Consider the following 14,491-nt stretch of genomic DNA (forward strand, 5'->3'; position numbering starts at 1 on the left):
CATGGCGCCCGGCCGGGCCTAGTCGCCCTTGTACACGTCCAACCGCCCGCACATCCCGAACTTCCCGTACGCGGAAGGCAGTTCCGCCTGTACGGCCGCGTCGGCGAGGTGGGACGGGTCGCCCTGTTCGAGGCGGCGCAGCTGCTCCCCCGTGGCAGCTGCGGCCGCCTCGGCGCCCCGGTGCCAGCGCTCGCGCCACTCGGCGAGCCGGGGTCGTACCAGTGCCGCCGCGGCGCGGTGGAAGGCGGCCAGCGGCTCGGGGCCGGCCGCCTCGCGCAGCGCCCGGTAGCCCTCCAGGGCGAGGTCCCGGCGGACTCGGGCGGCCTGGGCCTGCTCCTCCTCCGGGGCGTCCAGCGGGATCCTGGTCGCAGCGGCGTACGTCTGTGGGTCGGTCAGGTAGCGCGGCGGCAGCGTCAGGACCGCGTCGCCCGCCTCCGGCAGCCCGCTGTTCTGCATCAGGACCGTGATGCGCAGGTCGTCCTCGTTGACGAGGCGGTGGATGGTGCCCGGCGTGAACCAGGCGACCGTGCCGGGCACGAGGGGCGTGACCTCGTACCCGGACGTGGTGAGCGTCTGCACCGCACCCCGGCCGCCGGTGACGACGTACCCCTCCGAACAGGTCAGGTGCATATGGGGAGTTCCACCGCAGACGCCGTCGGCGGCGGGCCAGTCGTAGACGGAGAGGTGCGAGACGGCGACGCCGCCGGGCAGTCCGGTGAATCCGCCGGTGTTCACCACGGGTGCGCCTCCAGGTACTTGGCGATCTCCTCCCGCTCCCGGACTCCGTCCGCCACGACCACGCGGTAGCGGCGCGTGAGGGTGCTGCCGGGGGCGAGCTCCAGTTCGTCGTAGAAGGCCCAGGAGGGGGCCACGCCGGCGAAGGGTTCGTTGCGGACGAACCAGTGGGCGGGGTGGGTTCCGTCCGTCCCGAGGTGGTCGTTCTCGGGAGCGTGTGCGAAGACGAGGGTCGCGTGGCCGTCGGTGCCGTCGTGCTCGCCGGAGAAGGCGAGCCAGGGCGCCTGTCCGCCCATCAGGCCGGGCCCCTCGGACTCGGGACCGATGATGCGGCCGTCGCGGAAACCGCGCGGGCCGCGCCAGAACAGGCCCGTGTAGCCGGCCAGTTCGCGCCCGGCGGAGGTCGGACTGCCGAACCGCAGCGGCTCCTCGCGCCGGTTGGTGACCGCGCTGGTCCAGGTCAGCGCCCAGGAACCGGACTCGCGGTCGACGTCGTGCACCTCGATCAGCCGCCGCTCCTCGGCCCACAGTTCGCCGCTGTACGGGTGCCAGGTGAGCCGTTCCGCGATGACGGCCCGGTCCTCGTGCACCGCGACCTCGTCGAAGCCGACGTGCACCATCGAGCCGACGCGCTCGGGGAGTTCGAGGTAGCCCTCGCCGTGGACGTACGAGTTGCCGCCCCACAGGTTGGCGCCGGACAGGTGCGAGGCGGTCAGCTGGAGGCCCTTGTGCCAGCGGTGGTCGTTGGGGCGGTAGTCGGTGACCACGTCACCGGCGAGGGTGCGGATCGGGTGGAGGTACGGCTTCGGGGCCTCCCACGCGGCCTCGGGGGCGTACACGTAGCTCAACAGCTCGACGCCGGTGGCCGGTTCGGTGAGCGTGATCCGCTCGCCGTGAGCGTGGACGAGACGCAGGCCGGTCATGCGGACCCCTCCTCGGCGGCCGCGGGTGCCCAGCCGGGGACGTTCCCGTGCATCGCCGTGTAGAACGGGTCTCCGGGCCCGATCTCGCCCGCCTTCACCGTGCTGTCCGTGAACGCCGACTTGTACAGCGCGGCGATCAGCTCCAGGCTGGTCCGCCCGTCCGCGCCGCTGCTGCGCGGCCGCTCCCCCTTGCGCATGCTGGCGACCAGTTCGCGCAGCTGCTCCACATGCGAACTGGGCACGTCCGCGCCGAAGTCCTGCCAGGCGGCGGCCTCGTCGCCGGGGACGTCCGGGGCGGGGACGACACGCCAGTTGGCGTTGCTGTGGCCGTAGAGGTGGGTGAGTTCGACGGTGGCGCGCTCGCAGTCGATGCGGATGCGGCTGACCTCCTCGGGGCTCAGCACGCTGTTGACGACGGTCGCCATCGCGCCGTTCTCGAAGCGGACCAGGGCGGTCGACACGTCCTCGGTCTCCACGTCGTGCACCAGGCGCCCGGCCATCGCGCGCACCTCGCTCCACGGCCCGAGCAGGTCGAGCAGCAGATCCATCTGATGGATCCCGTGGCCCATCGCGGGCCCGCCGCCCTCCGTCGCCCAGCGGCCCCGCCAGGGCACGGCGTAGTAGGCGGTGTCCCGGTACCAGGTGGTCTGGCAGTGCGCGACGAGCGGTCGGCCCATGGCCCGCTCGGCGAGCAGCCGCCGTACATGCCGCGAACCGGAGCCGAAGCGGTGCTGGAAGACGATCGACGCGTACGGGCCGCCGTCCTTGCCCTCCTCGGCTTCCACGGCGTCGTAGTCGGCGAGCGTCGGCATCGGTGGCTTCTCGCACCACACCCAGGCCCCGGCGCGCAGCGCGGCGATGGTCTGGTCGCGGTGCAGGGTCGGCGGCGTACAGATGCTGACCAGGTCGGGGCGCTGCTCCTCGAGCATCCGGTCCAGGTCGGTGTAGCCGTGCGGGATCCCGGTCTCCTCGCAGAATTCCGCGACCGCGTTGGCATCGATGTCGACCGCGGCGACGACCTCGGTCTCGCCCTCCTCGCCGAGTCTGCTCAGCGCGGACAGATGGGAGCCGCGACCGATGGCGCCGATGCCGATGATCGCGGCCCGGACGCGCCGGCCGGCGAGGGGCGCGGACGGGGGCTGGGACGTCCCTGGGCGGGTCTCGGACGTGGACATGGACGCGATCAGCACTCCTCCAGGGACAGCGGCTCTACAAGGAGGAACAGCAAGCGCTTTCTCCTCCATGCAACGTAAGCTGCGCCCCCGCACAAGGTCAACCACCCGAATCCCAAGGTCCGAGACGGCCTCGAAACCCCTGTGCGGGCGCTGTCACTCCCGGACGCTAGGCTGCCCCCACACCCGTGATCACGACGCCCGGCGGCGCGACGCCCTGTCCGCCTGCCACGATCAGCACTTGGACGCCGTAACTTCATGTCTTGGTTTGAATCCATCATCCTCGGACTCGTCCAGGGGCTGACCGAGTTCCTCCCTGTCTCCTCCAGTGCGCATCTGCGGCTGACCGCGGCCTTCGCGGGCTGGAAGGACCCGGGCGCGGCGTTCACGGCGATCACCCAGATCGGCACCGAGGCCGCGGTGCTGATCTACTTCCGCAAGGACATCGGGCGGATCATCTCGGCGTGGGCGCGTTCGCTGTTCAACAAGGAGATGCGCGGGGACCACGACGCGCAGATGGGCTGGCTGGTGATCGTCGGCTCGATTCCCATCGGGGTGCTCGGGCTGCTGTTCAAGGACCAGATCGAGGGGCCCTTCAGGGATCTGCGGATCACCGCGACCATGCTGATCGCTGTCGGCGTGGTCATCGGCATCGCCGACCGGCTGGCCGCGCGCGACGAGTCGGGCGGCCGGCATCGCGCGCCCAAGCAGCGCAAGACGCTGGAGAACCTGGGCGTGAAGGACGGCCTGATCTTCGGCCTCTGCCAGTCCGCGGCGCTCGTCCCCGGCGTCTCGCGCTCCGGCGCCACCATCAGCGGCGGCCTGTTCATGGGCTACCGGCGCGAGGCCGCGGCCCGTTACTCCTTCCTGCTCGCCATCCCGGCGGTGCTGGCGTCCGGGTTGTTCGAGACCAAGGACGCGCTGGAGAGCGGCCATGTCGCCTGGGGTCCGACGCTCTTCGCGACGGCGATCGCCTTCGCGTCCGGCTACGCGGTAATTGCATGGTTCATGAAGTTTATTTCCACCAAGAGCTTCATGCCTTTTGTCTGGTACCGGATCGCGTTGGGCATCGTCATCATCGCCCTGGTGACGGCGGGCGTGCTGAGCCCGCACGCGGCGGAGTCGGCGGGCTGAGTCACCGCCCGGGCAGCGGAAGCGCCCAGGGTTCCGGCTCGATCTGCGCGCCGTTGGCCACGTAGGCGATGGTGCGGTACCAGCCGGCGAGGACCAGGAATTCGAGGGCTTCGGGCTCGTCCAGGTGTTCCCGGAGCCCGGCCCAGGCCTCGTCGCTCAGCCGGGCGGTGGCGTGCAGTTCGTCGACCGCGTGCAGCAGGGCCGCCTGCCGGGGCGACCAGGCAGGGTCGTCGGGGGTACCGGTCACGGTCAGGGTGACCTGGTGGGGGGTGAGACCGGCCGTTTCGGCGTACGTCGCCATGTGAACGCCCCACTCGTAGGCGCAGCCCGCGCGGGCGCCGACGCGGGCGATCACCAGCTCGCGGTCGGCCTCGGAGAGGCGGCCGTGGACGAGGAGTCCGGCGCCGAGTGCGCGCATCCGGGAGGCGAGTTCGGGGTGGCGTTCGAGCACCTTGAAGAGCATCAGGGGTTCCCGGGTGACGCCGGGCGGCATCCAGCGGTGCAGGGAGCGGTCGGTCTCGGGCGGGTAGGGCGGCGCGACGCCGTCGATGCGCTGCTTCATGGGCATCGACTCTTGCGCTTCTGAAATCGAAGCGCAAGGGTGGGAGTGAGCCAACCCGGAGACGGAGGAGATTCTGTGGGATCGGATTCTGCGGGATCGGATTCTGCGGGATCGACACCGGTCCCCGGCCGCCCGGTCCGGGGTTCGACGACCGGCCGCCCGGTGATGGCGGCGCTCGACCTGCTGGGCCGCCGCTGGACGCTGCGCGTGATCTGGGAACTCCACCGGCACACCGCCCCGATCGGCTTCCGGGACCTGCAACGCAGCTGTGACGGCATGTCGTCCAGCGTCCTGTCGACGCGCCTGACGGAGCTGCGCGAGGCGGGCATCGCCGCGCCGGCGGCCGAGTCGACCTGGCAACTCACGCCGCTCGGCACGGATCTGGTGACGGCGATGGGACCGCTGCTGGAGTGGTCGCGCGTGTGGGCGGAGCAACAGAAATGACGTGCCGGAAGTGACGTGATCAGCCAGGCAATTGACTGACCGTCAAGTCAGCAGAGAGCCCGCGATCAAGAAATCCGTGACCAATGACATAGGGGATGAGTAGCCGTCCGGTAGCGCAGTGTCAGTGCTTGCCCCTAGGCTTGTCGGCATGTCCCCCGATTCCATGGCCCCTGGTTCCGTGCGGTCTGCTGCCGAGCTGAACGAGCAGATCCGTGCGCTGTGGCTGCGTGCGGGCGGCTCGCTGTCGGTTCAGGAGCGTGCGGAGTACGAGCTGTTGGTGGTCGAGTGGGCGGCGGCGATCCGTGGGAACGTGATCGAGGCGGCCTGAGCCGCGGACCGCCCAGGACTCCCCTTCGCACGCCTCAACGCCCGCCCGCCACCCGCAGTACCGCTCCCGTGGCGTACGACGCGTCCGGCGACATCAGCCACGCGATGGCCGCGGCGATCTCCTCGGCCCGCGCCGGCCGCCGCAGCGGAATCGACTCGGCCATCCGCCAGGCCCGGTCCGGATCACCCATGGTGGCGTGCATGTCGGTGTCGACGGCGCCGGGGGCGACCGCGTTGACACGGATGCCGTCCGGCCCGAGTTCCTTGGCGAGGCCGAGGGTCAGCGCGTCGACGGCGGCCTTGGTGGCCGCGTAGTGCACGTACTCACCGGGACTGCCGATCGTGGCAGCCCCGGACGACACGTTCACGATGACACCGCTTCCCCGAGCGGTCATGAGCTGGGCAGCCCGGCGCGAACACAGCAACGTACCCAGGAGGTTGACGTCGACGACCCGGCGCAGGGTGTCCGTGTCGGTATCGGCGAGACGCCCCAACGGGCCGGTCACAGCAGCGTTGTTCACCAACCCGCTCACGGGCCCCAGCTCACGCTCGGCCACCTCGAAGAGCCGCTCGACATCACTTTCGACGGAGGTGTCCACCCGCACGGTGACAGCACGGGCCCCGACCTTCCGCACACCCTCGGCGACCTCCTCGGCGGCCGCACTGTCCCGGACGTACCCGACGACCACGTCGTGCCCGTCGGCCGCGAGCCGCAGACAGGTCGCGGCGCCGATGCCTCTGCTGCCGCCGGTGACAACGGTGACGGGACGTGCCATGGAGTCCTCCTGACCGAGACTTCCCAAATGATCGATCATCGATCACCTTAGCCCGGAAGCGGCCCTTCCGCCCTCGCCGTGCTCAGGCCCGCAGATGCGCCAGCGCGTCGTCCTCCAGCGGATACGGCCGCTCCTCGGGCAACAACCCGGCGGCCCGCCCGAGCTTCCCCGCCCTCACGAGCCCGTGAATCTCCGTCGCGAGCGGCGTCACGTCCTCGATCCCGACGATCCACTCGTCGGCGTACAGGGCGGCGGCCTCCCCCGCGAGGCCGAGCTGCAACGAACGGTGCGGCAGGGGGTTCAGGTGCAGGTCGCGCTCCGGATCCCACTGCACGCGTGCGGGTGCCCGCCTCAACTGCCGCTTCCAGGCGGCCTGGTCGTCGTACAGCGCGGGGACGTAGTGCGACAGACAGGCGTTGCGCAACGCCCAGACGAAGCCCTCCCGCCTGATCTCCACGGCGAGAACCGTCTCCTGCCCTTCCTTCGTGCCCCAGCCGCAGCGGTACATCATCCAGAGGAAGGACGGCTTGACCCATGTCAAGCCTCGTTCACAGACTCTTTGATGCCCTGGAGACCGGCGTCGGGCATCACGGCGCGTAGTAGGCGGCGTAGCGGGCGGAGTGCCCTGCGGCGGAGAAATCCTCAAAGTCGCCGGCCACTTCACAGCGGAGCAGTCGTTGCAGTGCCGCTTCGGCTTCGGGTAGGCGTCGGCTCGACAGGTACGCCTTGGTCCTGGCCAGTCCGCTGCCGCACAGCAACTGAATGTCGATCGAGCAGTCGGTGTCCATGCTGGCGGTTTTGGCCTGCCAGATGAGCAGCACGTCTTCGAGGACCGAGGCGTTGAACAGCTGTACGCAGCACAGCTTCATCAACTCCGTGTCACTGTCTCCCTGCGCACGCTTCTCCAGCCGGGTCTGTGCGGTGAGCAGACCTCGTACTTCGTCGAGGTTCGCTCCGGCAGGATGCAGGCCGTACCGATGCAGGCTCTCGTCTTCGTCCATCGCCATGCTTTCTGTGGGAGCGGAAATCAGATTGTTCCGGGTCACGTCATGCCGATGTCTGTCGGATCCGCCCCGCAGTCTGGTTCGGTCAGGCCGCGGCGCTGCCGGCGTGGCCGTGGTCCGTCCTGCGTGTCCACAGTGAAATGTCGCTGCTCGTCGCTACAGCGATGGTCTGCCCGGAGGGGGAGAAACCTACCGCGCGGAGTTCGGAGTAGTTGGAATGGAAGATGTGCCACCAGCGCTCCCCGTGCGGGCCGGAGTGCGGCAAACCGCCGTCGCGAGAGAGCAGGACACGCTCGTTCGGCCAGGCCGGGGCAACGACCTCCAGCTTCCAGCCGTCTCCGGCGGTGCTGTGCAGTCCTCCGCCGAAGAGTCCGGCGATGCGCACCCTGCTTCCGGCGACCGGTCCCAACCCAGGACACCACAGAGCGGGATCCGCGTCGCGGCTGCTGTCCTCGGGGTCCGCGTCACGATCCCGCGCGATCTTCTCGCCGGTGACGGCGTCGAAGAGACCGTGCCCGTCGTGGGAGACGACCATCACCAGATCGTGGCCGGTGTCGGGGTCCGTCGCGAAGCCGATCCCGAGCAGTCCGCCGACAGGGACGCCGTACTCGTACTCGAAGACGGGCCGCCAGGGGTCAGGCGCGGGCACTACCGGGGCCGCGAGAATCCGGTTCCGCATTGCCCGCTGGTAGTCAGAGAGTTCGGGCTCATGATCGGACTGGCCGACCGGGGGCGTCCTCTTCGTCCACTTCATCACGGGACCATGATCCTCGCCTCGACAGGCCGGCCCGGAGGCGGCCTGGGGCCAGCGCGTAGGCACAGGTTCTTGTGGGCTTTGAACACGGCTTGAAGACCCAGGTCAAGCCGTGTTCACAGATCTTTGACTGGTGCCCGACATGAGGGCTGGGGCTGCGGCAGGCGGCGCATCAAGCGGGACACGGACCGGCTCTGTGGCTGACCTTCAATAGTGATGTGCGTCGTGCAGGCCAAGGCCGTTAGGGTGCGCCGTCATGGGGACGGACATATACGGCGGGATCGAGTTTCGTCATACCTATGCCGGCACCGGCGACTACGACGGCGAGCCATGGGTGGCTGCCATGGATCTGTGGCCGCTGTATGACGAGACCGACTACACGGCCTTCGGTCTTCTCTTCGGCGTACGCAACTACGCGGGCTTCCCGCCGCTTGCACCCGGTCGTGGTCTTCCCGCTGATCTGTCGAGCGGCATGCGCTCGCAGTTGGACTCCTGGACCGAGCGGGGTGAGATGGACGGTGCGAGCTGGGTCAGCTGGGGCGAGCTCGCTTCCCTTGATCCCGCGACCGGGCCTGAGCATTTCGTCGGCCGTGTGACCTGGTACAAGAAGTCGCTGCCGTCGGTACTGCACCGCCAGCCGGTATCTCATCAGTGGCCGTCGGAGTTCGTGTCCCTGATGGGCGTGCCACCTCTGGACTGTCGCAACGCTTCAGAACGTGTTGAGTGGTCCACCGACGATCTGGTCTGTGTCTACGAGCCACTGACCGCGGGCGCTGTCCTGGGGTCGGGGACTGGGTGGCCGCATGTCTTCGCTGTGATGAAGGCTCTGGCCGGCCGATTCGGTGACGACGGAGTCCGCTTGGTCGTGGCGTTCGACTGACTGCGCGGAGCCTCCCCGTAACCCGTCGAGCGTTCCCTTCCGCGCCACCACTACCGCGGAAGGGTCTGTGAACGCGGCTTGATGATCCACGTCATCCGGTCCCGCTTCCACGCCGCCGGAAAGCGGCCGTTGCGTGCCGCCGGGACGCCGATCTCGGGTCGGTACGCCTGGTAGACCGTGAGCGTGGACTCCGAATGGCGGGCGCGGACACGGAACTTGGGCTCCTGCTGGTCCAACTGATCGTTCATGGCGGACAGCTTCGCGGGCACCGGCGCGCGAAGACCACCGAATATCGTTCACGCCCTTGGCCCGGTCGGCGCCATGCCCAACACTGAGCCGATGACGCAGCGTGTGGAGCTGGCGACCGTGATGGATCGGCTGGCCGTCGACGAGGTGGTCACCGATTACGCGGTGGCGGTGGACGACGGTGACTGGGACGGGTATCGGGGTTGTTCACGGCCGACGGGCGGGCCGACTACCGGTCGGCCGGTGGGATCGAGGGGGATGCCGGGCGGGTGGCCGCGTGGCTCGCGGAGAGCATGTCGCTGTTTCCGATGCGGCAGCATCTGATCGTCAACCGCCGGGTGCGGTTCGGGGTTCTGGAGCAGGACACCGGCGACACCGCGCGCGTGCAGGCCGATTACGTCAATCCCATGCGGTTCGAGGGCGACGGCGCCGCACCGGACTTCGTGTGCGGCGGGCGTTACGCGTTCCGGCTGCTGCGGACGTATGAGGGGTGGCGGCTACGGGAGGTCGTCGTACAGGAGAAGTGGCGGCAGATGGCCGAGCGGCTCCCCGCCCCGGTGGCCGACTGATCGCCCGGCCCCCTGTTCCGGATCATCGAAAGCACGCACACTGGAGCCACCCGCGGGGTACGGAGGTGCCGTATGAAGTACCTGGATCAGTGGCTCGCCTCCCCGTGGCGACGCTCGGCGCTCGCCGCGCTCGCCGGTGCCCTGCCCGTGTTCGCGTTCCCGGCGCCTTCGCTGTGGTGGTTCGCCTACGTCGCCCTGGTCCCGTGGCTGCTGCTGGTGCGCTCCGCGCCGACCGGGAAGCGGGCGGCGTACGACGGCTGGGCCGGCGGCTTCGGGTTCATGGTCGCGGTGCACCACTGGCTGTTGCCGAGCCTGAATGTGTTCATCTTCGTCATCGGCGCGCTCCTGGGTGCGCTGTGGGCTCCGTGGGGCTGGCTGGTGCGGCGGTTCCTGGGCGGGGTGCCGGGCCCGGGGCGGGTGCTGGCCGCGCTGGCCGTCCTGCCGTCGGGATGGCTGATGGTCGAACTCGTCCGCTCCTGGCAGGGGCTGGGTGGCCCCTGGGGTCTGCTCGGTTCCAGCCAGTGGCAGGTGGAACCGGCGCTGCGGCTCGCCTCCGTCGGCGGGGTCTGGCTGCTGAGCTTCCTGGTCGTCGCCGTCAACGTCTCGGTCGCCGTACTGGTGTCGGTCCGCGAGGCCCGCGTGCCCGCGGTCGCCGGGATCGTCGCGACGGCCGCCGCCACCTCCGCGGCCTGGGTGTGGTCACCCCGCCCCGACGTCGACGGCCGGACGCGGATCGCCGTCGTACAGCCCGGCGTCATAGACGGCGTGGGCAGCCCCGACAAGCGCTTCGATCGCGAGGAGCAGCTCACCCGTGAGCTCGCGGGGAAGAAGCCCGACCTGATCGTGTGGGGCGAGAGCAGCGTCGGCTACGACCTGGGCGACCGGCCCGACCTGGCCCGCAGGATCGCGGCGCTCTCCCGCGAGACGGGCGCCGACATCCTGGTCAACGTGGACGCGCGCCGCTCCGACAAGCCCGGCATATACAAGAGTTCGGTGCTGGTCGGCCCGCAGGGCCTCACCGGCGACCGCTACGACAAGATGCGGCTGGTGCCGTTCGGCGAGTACGTCCCCTTCCGCTCACTCCTGGGCTGGGCCACCGACGTCGGCAAGGCGGCCGGCGAGGACCGCAGGCGCGGCACCGAGCAGGTGATCATGAACGTCGGCCACGGCCTGCGCGTCGGCCCCATGGTCTGCTTCGAGTCGGCGTTCCCCGACATGAGCCGCCATCTCGCCCAGGACGGCGCGGAGGTGCTGATAGCGCAGTCGGCGACGTCGTCGTTCCAGCAGAGCTGGGCGCCGGAGCAGCACGCCTCGCTGGCCGCCCTGCGCGCCGCCGAGACCGGGCGGCCGATGGTGCACGCGACGCTGACGGGCGTGTCGGCGGTGTACGGGGCGCGCGGGGAGCGGATCGGATCGTGGGTCGGGACGGACGAGAGCAGCTCAGTGCTGTATGACATACCACTGGCCCGCGGCGTCACCCCGTACGTCCGCTACGGCGACTGGCCGGTGCACGCCGCCCTCCTGATCCTCGCCGTGTGGTGTACGGCCGAGGGCGTCCGGGCGGTGCGGCTCAGGCGGCCCGGTCCTGAACCGCACGTACCACCCGCTCGCACAGTTCATGAGTCGCCAGTGCGTCCCGGGCGCTGAGCACCTTGCCCGCGCGCACCGCGTCCAGGAACGCGAGCACCGCCTGCTCGATGCCGCGCTGACGCGCCACCGGCACCCAGTCGCCGCGCCGGCGCACCGTCGGCTGGCCCTTGTGGTCGATTATCTCGGCGAGGTTGACCACCTGGCGCTTGGTGTCCTGCCCGGACACCTCCAGGATCTCCTCGGCCGAACCGCTCAGCCGGTTCATCACCCCGAGCGCGGTGAACCCCTCCCCGGCGAGTTGGAGGACGACGTGGTGCAGCAGTCCGTCGGCCACGCGCGCGCGTACCGTCACGTCGTCGACCGGTCCGGGGGCCAGGAAGCGCAGTGTGTCCACGACGTGGATGAAGTCGTCGAGGATCATCGTGCGCGGTTCCTCGGGCAGCCCGATGCGGTTCTTCTGCATGAGGATCAGCTCGCGCGGATGGTCGGCGCACTGCGCGTACCCGGGCGCGTAGCGGCGGTTGAAGCCCACGGCGAGCGATGCGTTTCGCTGTTCCGCGAGCGCCACCAGCCGCTCGGAGTCGGCGAGTTCGTAGGCGAGCGGCTTGTCGACGTACGTCGGTACGCCCGCCTCCAGCAGCCGCGTCACGATCTCCGGGTGCACGATGGTCGGCGCGTGGACGAAGGCGGCGTCGAGGTCCTGGGCGAGCAGCGCGTCGAGGTCCCGGTGGCGCTGTCCGGGCGCGAGGTGGAGGCCGTCGGCGACCCGGTCGAGCGTCGCGGGTGTCCGCGTCTGGAGGTGCAGCTCGACCCCGGGGAGGGCCCCGAGCACCGGAAGGTAGGCCTTCTGCGCGATGTCGCCGAGTCCGATGCAGCCGACCTTCACGGGATGGTCTCCTCTAACGGTTGCCTGCCGGGGTCCTCCCGGAAGCATACGGCCGCTGCGGTGGCCGCCAGCCGGCCACGGAGTGGAAGCCGCGCAGCAGGAACAGGGGCGAGGCCTGCGAGAGTGCGGCGACCGCCGTGTCGCGTACGGCGATGAGCGCGCGGTTGGTCGTGAGGTTGACGCGGGCCGTCCGGACGGCCTGGCGCACTACGGCGGTAGTACGAGGGAGTCGGGCCGCCGTGTAGGCGGCGAGGTCGTCCGAGTGGTGCGCGAGGACGATCGCGTCCTCGATGGCCTGGTTGCCGCCCTGGCCGAGCGTCGGCGGCATGGGGTGCGCGGCGTCGCCGAGCAGGGCGACCCGGCCGCGGTGGTGGGCCGGCAAGGGCTCGGCGAGGTGGTGGACGTCGTGGCGCAGCACGTCCGCGGGGCGGGCGGCGGCGATGACGGCGGGGATCGGGTCGTGCCAGTCGCCGTAGCGGCGCAGCAGTTCGGCCTTCTCGTCGTCGGGCGCGCGTCCGCCGGCCGGGACGACGGCGGCCGCGTAGGCGTACACCCGCCCGTCCTTGAGCGGGTGCGTGCCCCACAGGGCGCCCCTCCCCCAGGTCTCGTGCGCGGCGAACTCGACGCCGGGAACCGGGATGACGACCCGCCAGGTGGTGAACCCGGAGTAGACGGGACCGGGGTGTGTCGGGAAGAGCTCTCGGCGTACGGCGGAGTGGATGCCGTCCGCGCCCACGACGAGGTCGGCCGCCAACTCGCCGTCGGGCGTGCGCACCCGGGCCGGGCGGTCGGCGGCTCCGGGGTCGGCGAGGGTCGCGGCGGTGGCCGTACGGACGGTGCCCGGCGGCAGCTGGGCGGCGAGGCTGTTGATCAGGGTGGCCCGGTGGAGCAGGACGACGGGGTCGCCGAAGCGCTCTGCCACGGCGTCGGCGGGCGTGCGGGCGAGCCAACGTCCGCGCGGGGTACGCAGCCCGCCGTCACCCTGCCAGGCCGCCAGGTCGCGGATCTCGTCGCCGAGGCCGATGACGTCCAGGGCGCGCAGGGAGTTGGGCGCGAGGGAGATGGCGGCGCCGACCGGCTCCAGGGAGGCCGCCCGCTCCAGCACCGTGACCCGCCAGCCGCACTGGTGCAGGGCGACGGCCGCGGTCAGGCCGCCGATTCCGCCACCGATGACGACGGCTCGCCGGGACTGTGCCATGGCTCCTCCTCGAGTACGAACCCACCGGCTCACTACAGTTGTAGTGAGCCTGGCGCCGACCGTACTACAGATGTAGTCACCCCGATAGATTGACCTCCATGACGACCCCCGTGCCCCCCGCGACTCCCATGGGCTCCACCACCACGGCCACAACCGCCACCGGCGCCCCCGCGCCGACCTCGTCGCCGACGCCGCCCTCGCCCTGCTCGCCGAGCGCGGGATGCGCGGGCTCACCCACCGGGCGGTCGACGAGGCGGCCGGGCTGCCGCAGGGCTCCACCTCGAACCTCGCCCGGACCCGGCAGGCGCTGCTGGAGCTGGCGGTACGGCGGCTGGCCGACCGCGAGGCACGGGTCCTCGCCCTGCACGAACTGCCGGACCCGAAGGCCGGCCTCAACCGCTTGGTCGACGCGCTGGCCCTGGCCACCCATCGCGCCCTGACCCGCAACCGCGAACTGACCCTGGCCCGCTACGAACTGGCCCTGGAGGCCACCCGCCGCCCCGAGCTGCGCGCCTACTTCGACGCGACCGGCGCCCGCTTCCGCGACCAGCTCGCCGGCATGGTCACGGCGGCGGGCTCCACGGACCCGGCCCGGCACGTGCTGTCGCTGGTGGCCTGGGCGGACGGGCTGATGTTCTCCTGTGTGGCGGGCTCGTTCAACGCGGAGGTGCCGGACCTGGCAGCGGTGCGGGCGGGGCTGTGGGAGCTGCTGCACGGGATGCTCGACGGCTGAAAACACGTGGTGGGATCGGGTGCGGTCGGTCAGGATGCGGCCATGACGATCGAGCGACGCGAACCCGGGAACACCGCCGACGAACGCACCATGCTGGAGGGCTGGCTCGAATACCACCGCGAGACGCTCGCCTGGAAGTGCGAGGGCCTGACCGACGCCCAGCTCAGAACGGCTTCCGTGGAGCCGTCCTCGCTGTCCCTGATGGGGCTGGTGCGGCACATGGCGGAGGTGGAGCGCGGGTGGTTCCGTGTGGTGGTCGGCGCCGAGGAGGAGGCGGGCCCGATCTACTACACCGACGAGGACCCCGACGGCGAGTTCCATCTCACCGAGGCGGACACCTGGGCGGAGGCGTACGCCACCTGGCAGGCGCAGATCGAGGCCGCGCGCCGGCATGCCGCCGGGTTCGGGCTGGACGACATCACCAAGGGCCGGCATCCGCGCAGCGGCGAGCAGTTCAACCTGCGGTGGATCTACACCCACATGATCGAGGAGTACGCCCGGCACAACGGCCACGCCGACCTGATCCGCGAGCGCATCGACGGCGCCACCGGCGACTGA

Annotated in this window: 18 protein-coding genes and 2 pseudogenes; 8 read left to right on the forward strand and 12 right to left on the reverse strand. The window is 70.6% G+C overall.

What is annotated here, in order from left to right; genetic code table 11:
- Positions 1–18: 18 nt before the first annotated feature.
- Genes ACQEWB_RS07175 through ACQEWB_RS07185 form a run of 3 tightly spaced genes read right to left on the reverse strand, consistent with a single transcriptional unit; the run spans position 19 to position 2,833 of the window.
- A complete protein-coding gene (locus ACQEWB_RS07175; protein ID WP_432828216.1) occupies positions 19–738 on the reverse strand; it encodes a cupin domain-containing protein in 720 nt (239 codons plus the stop codon).
- The gene (locus ACQEWB_RS07180; RefSeq protein ID WP_432828218.1) at positions 732–1,658 is read right to left on the reverse strand and encodes a PmoA family protein; all 927 of its coding nucleotides are present in this window, start codon (positions 1,656–1,658) and stop codon (positions 732–734) included. Before ACQEWB_RS07180 ends, ACQEWB_RS07175 begins: the two co-directional genes overlap by 7 nt.
- On the reverse strand, positions 1,655–2,833 hold the full coding sequence (locus ACQEWB_RS07185) for a Gfo/Idh/MocA family protein (protein ID WP_432828220.1): 1,179 nt from the start codon (positions 2,831–2,833) through the stop codon (positions 1,655–1,657). The genes ACQEWB_RS07180 and ACQEWB_RS07185 overlap by 4 nt, the downstream gene beginning before the upstream one ends.
- Positions 2,834–3,088: 255 nt before the next feature.
- Here ACQEWB_RS07185 and ACQEWB_RS07190 point away from each other — a divergent pair, with 255 nt between their 5' ends.
- Positions 3,089–3,964, forward strand: a complete 876-nt coding sequence (locus tag ACQEWB_RS07190) for an undecaprenyl-diphosphate phosphatase (protein ID WP_432828222.1) — start codon at positions 3,089–3,091, stop codon at positions 3,962–3,964.
- Between the two features lies 1 nt (position 3,965).
- Here ACQEWB_RS07190 and ACQEWB_RS07195 read toward each other — a convergent pair whose 3' ends face one another.
- Positions 3,966–4,526, reverse strand: coding sequence for a carboxymuconolactone decarboxylase family protein (locus ACQEWB_RS07195; RefSeq protein ID WP_432828224.1), 561 nt, complete (start codon positions 4,524–4,526; stop codon positions 3,966–3,968).
- Positions 4,527–4,601: 75 nt separating this feature from the next.
- Here ACQEWB_RS07195 and ACQEWB_RS07200 point away from each other — a divergent pair, with 75 nt between their 5' ends.
- A complete protein-coding gene (locus ACQEWB_RS07200) occupies positions 4,602–4,970 on the forward strand; it encodes a winged helix-turn-helix transcriptional regulator (protein WP_432828226.1) in 369 nt (122 codons plus the stop codon).
- Between the two features lie 148 nt (positions 4,971–5,118).
- Entirely contained in the window at positions 5,119–5,298 is a 180-nt protein-coding gene (locus tag ACQEWB_RS07205) for a hypothetical protein (RefSeq protein ID WP_432828228.1), read from the forward strand.
- Between the two features lie 34 nt (positions 5,299–5,332).
- On the opposite strand, the gene ACQEWB_RS07210 is transcribed toward ACQEWB_RS07205, so the two are convergent.
- The 4 genes from ACQEWB_RS07210 to ACQEWB_RS07225 form a co-directional block, all read right to left on the reverse strand.
- The gene (locus ACQEWB_RS07210) at positions 5,333–6,073 is read right to left on the reverse strand and encodes an SDR family NAD(P)-dependent oxidoreductase (RefSeq protein WP_432828230.1); all 741 of its coding nucleotides are present in this window, start codon (positions 6,071–6,073) and stop codon (positions 5,333–5,335) included.
- A gap of 82 nt (positions 6,074–6,155) precedes the next feature.
- Positions 6,156–6,719: a DUF4291 domain-containing protein gene (locus tag ACQEWB_RS07215; protein ID WP_432828232.1), complete on the reverse strand. Its 564-nt coding sequence runs from the start codon at positions 6,717–6,719 to the stop codon at positions 6,156–6,158.
- Complete coding sequence (locus tag ACQEWB_RS07220; protein ID WP_432828234.1) at positions 6,661–7,074, reverse strand: hypothetical protein; 414 nt, start codon at positions 7,072–7,074, stop codon at positions 6,661–6,663. Before ACQEWB_RS07220 ends, ACQEWB_RS07215 begins: the two co-directional genes overlap by 59 nt.
- An 88-nt stretch (positions 7,075–7,162) precedes the next feature.
- Positions 7,163–7,756 (reverse strand): hypothetical protein, encoded by a 594-nt coding sequence (locus tag ACQEWB_RS07225; RefSeq protein WP_432828236.1) that lies wholly within the window; start codon positions 7,754–7,756, stop codon positions 7,163–7,165.
- A gap of 331 nt (positions 7,757–8,087) precedes the next feature.
- Here ACQEWB_RS07225 and ACQEWB_RS07230 point away from each other — a divergent pair, with 331 nt between their 5' ends.
- A complete protein-coding gene (locus ACQEWB_RS07230; RefSeq protein WP_432828238.1) occupies positions 8,088–8,711 on the forward strand; it encodes a hypothetical protein in 624 nt (207 codons plus the stop codon).
- An 83-nt stretch (positions 8,712–8,794) separates the two neighbouring features.
- Here ACQEWB_RS07230 and ACQEWB_RS07235 read toward each other — a convergent pair.
- Positions 8,795–8,959, reverse strand: a pseudogene (locus ACQEWB_RS07235) (DUF4291 family protein); the annotation flags it as partial.
- A gap of 91 nt (positions 8,960–9,050) precedes the next feature.
- Here ACQEWB_RS07235 and ACQEWB_RS07240 point away from each other — a divergent pair.
- Positions 9,051–9,526, forward strand: a pseudogene (locus tag ACQEWB_RS07240) (nuclear transport factor 2 family protein).
- Between the two features lie 72 nt (positions 9,527–9,598).
- On the forward strand, positions 9,599–11,173 hold the full coding sequence (lnt, locus tag ACQEWB_RS07245) for an apolipoprotein N-acyltransferase (RefSeq protein WP_432828240.1): 1,575 nt from the start codon (positions 9,599–9,601) through the stop codon (positions 11,171–11,173).
- Here lnt and ACQEWB_RS07250 read toward each other — a convergent pair.
- The 3 genes from ACQEWB_RS07250 to ACQEWB_RS07260 all read right to left on the reverse strand — a co-directional run bounded on the left by ACQEWB_RS07250 (position 11,097) and on the right by ACQEWB_RS07260 (position 13,438).
- Entirely contained in the window at positions 11,097–12,002 is a 906-nt protein-coding gene (locus ACQEWB_RS07250) for a Gfo/Idh/MocA family protein (RefSeq protein WP_432828242.1), read from the reverse strand. The genes lnt and ACQEWB_RS07250 overlap by 77 nt on opposite strands.
- A 13-nt stretch (positions 12,003–12,015) precedes the next feature.
- Positions 12,016–13,200, reverse strand: a complete 1,185-nt coding sequence (locus ACQEWB_RS07255) for an FAD-dependent monooxygenase (RefSeq protein WP_432828244.1) — start codon at positions 13,198–13,200, stop codon at positions 12,016–12,018.
- A gap of 76 nt (positions 13,201–13,276) precedes the next feature.
- Positions 13,277–13,438, reverse strand: a complete 162-nt coding sequence (locus tag ACQEWB_RS07260; RefSeq protein ID WP_432828246.1) for a hypothetical protein — start codon at positions 13,436–13,438, stop codon at positions 13,277–13,279.
- On the opposite strand from ACQEWB_RS07260, the gene ACQEWB_RS07265 reads away from it, so the two are divergent.
- Both ACQEWB_RS07265 and ACQEWB_RS07270 read left to right on the forward strand, forming a co-directional pair.
- Positions 13,421–13,933, forward strand: coding sequence for a TetR/AcrR family transcriptional regulator (locus ACQEWB_RS07265; RefSeq protein ID WP_432828248.1), 513 nt, complete (start codon positions 13,421–13,423; stop codon positions 13,931–13,933). The genes ACQEWB_RS07260 and ACQEWB_RS07265 overlap by 18 nt on opposite strands.
- A 42-nt stretch (positions 13,934–13,975) precedes the next feature.
- Complete coding sequence (locus tag ACQEWB_RS07270; protein ID WP_432828250.1) at positions 13,976–14,491, forward strand: DinB family protein; 516 nt, start codon at positions 13,976–13,978, stop codon at positions 14,489–14,491.

Source organism: Streptomyces sp. CA-249302 (genome assembly GCF_050936785.1).
Taxonomy (GTDB): Bacteria; Actinomycetota; Actinomycetes; order Streptomycetales; family Streptomycetaceae; genus Streptomyces.

Coding starts and splice junctions, on each gene's coding strand:
- ACQEWB_RS07225 (WP_432828236.1), bottom strand. CDS start 7,756: ATGCGGAACCGGATTCTCGCGGCCCCGGTAGTGCCCGCGCCTGACCCC.
- ACQEWB_RS07255 (WP_432828244.1), bottom strand. CDS start 13,200: ATGGCACAGTCCCGGCGAGCCGTCGTCATCGGTGGCGGAATCGGCGGC.
- lnt (WP_432828240.1), top strand. CDS start 9,599: ATGAAGTACCTGGATCAGTGGCTCGCCTCCCCGTGGCGACGCTCGGCG.
- ACQEWB_RS07230 (WP_432828238.1), top strand. CDS start 8,088: ATGGGGACGGACATATACGGCGGGATCGAGTTTCGTCATACCTATGCC.
- ACQEWB_RS07265 (WP_432828248.1), top strand. CDS start 13,421: ATGCGCGGGCTCACCCACCGGGCGGTCGACGAGGCGGCCGGGCTGCCG.
- ACQEWB_RS07185 (WP_432828220.1), bottom strand. CDS start 2,833: ATGTCCACGTCCGAGACCCGCCCAGGGACGTCCCAGCCCCCGTCCGCG.
- ACQEWB_RS07190 (WP_432828222.1), top strand. CDS start 3,089: ATGTCTTGGTTTGAATCCATCATCCTCGGACTCGTCCAGGGGCTGACC.
- ACQEWB_RS07270 (WP_432828250.1), top strand. CDS start 13,976: ATGACGATCGAGCGACGCGAACCCGGGAACACCGCCGACGAACGCACC.
- ACQEWB_RS07220 (WP_432828234.1), bottom strand. CDS start 7,074: ATGGACGAAGACGAGAGCCTGCATCGGTACGGCCTGCATCCTGCCGGA.
- ACQEWB_RS07195 (WP_432828224.1), bottom strand. CDS start 4,526: ATGAAGCAGCGCATCGACGGCGTCGCGCCGCCCTACCCGCCCGAGACC.
- ACQEWB_RS07210 (WP_432828230.1), bottom strand. CDS start 6,073: ATGGCACGTCCCGTCACCGTTGTCACCGGCGGCAGCAGAGGCATCGGC.
- ACQEWB_RS07180 (WP_432828218.1), bottom strand. CDS start 1,658: ATGACCGGCCTGCGTCTCGTCCACGCTCACGGCGAGCGGATCACGCTC.
- ACQEWB_RS07205 (WP_432828228.1), top strand. CDS start 5,119: ATGTCCCCCGATTCCATGGCCCCTGGTTCCGTGCGGTCTGCTGCCGAG.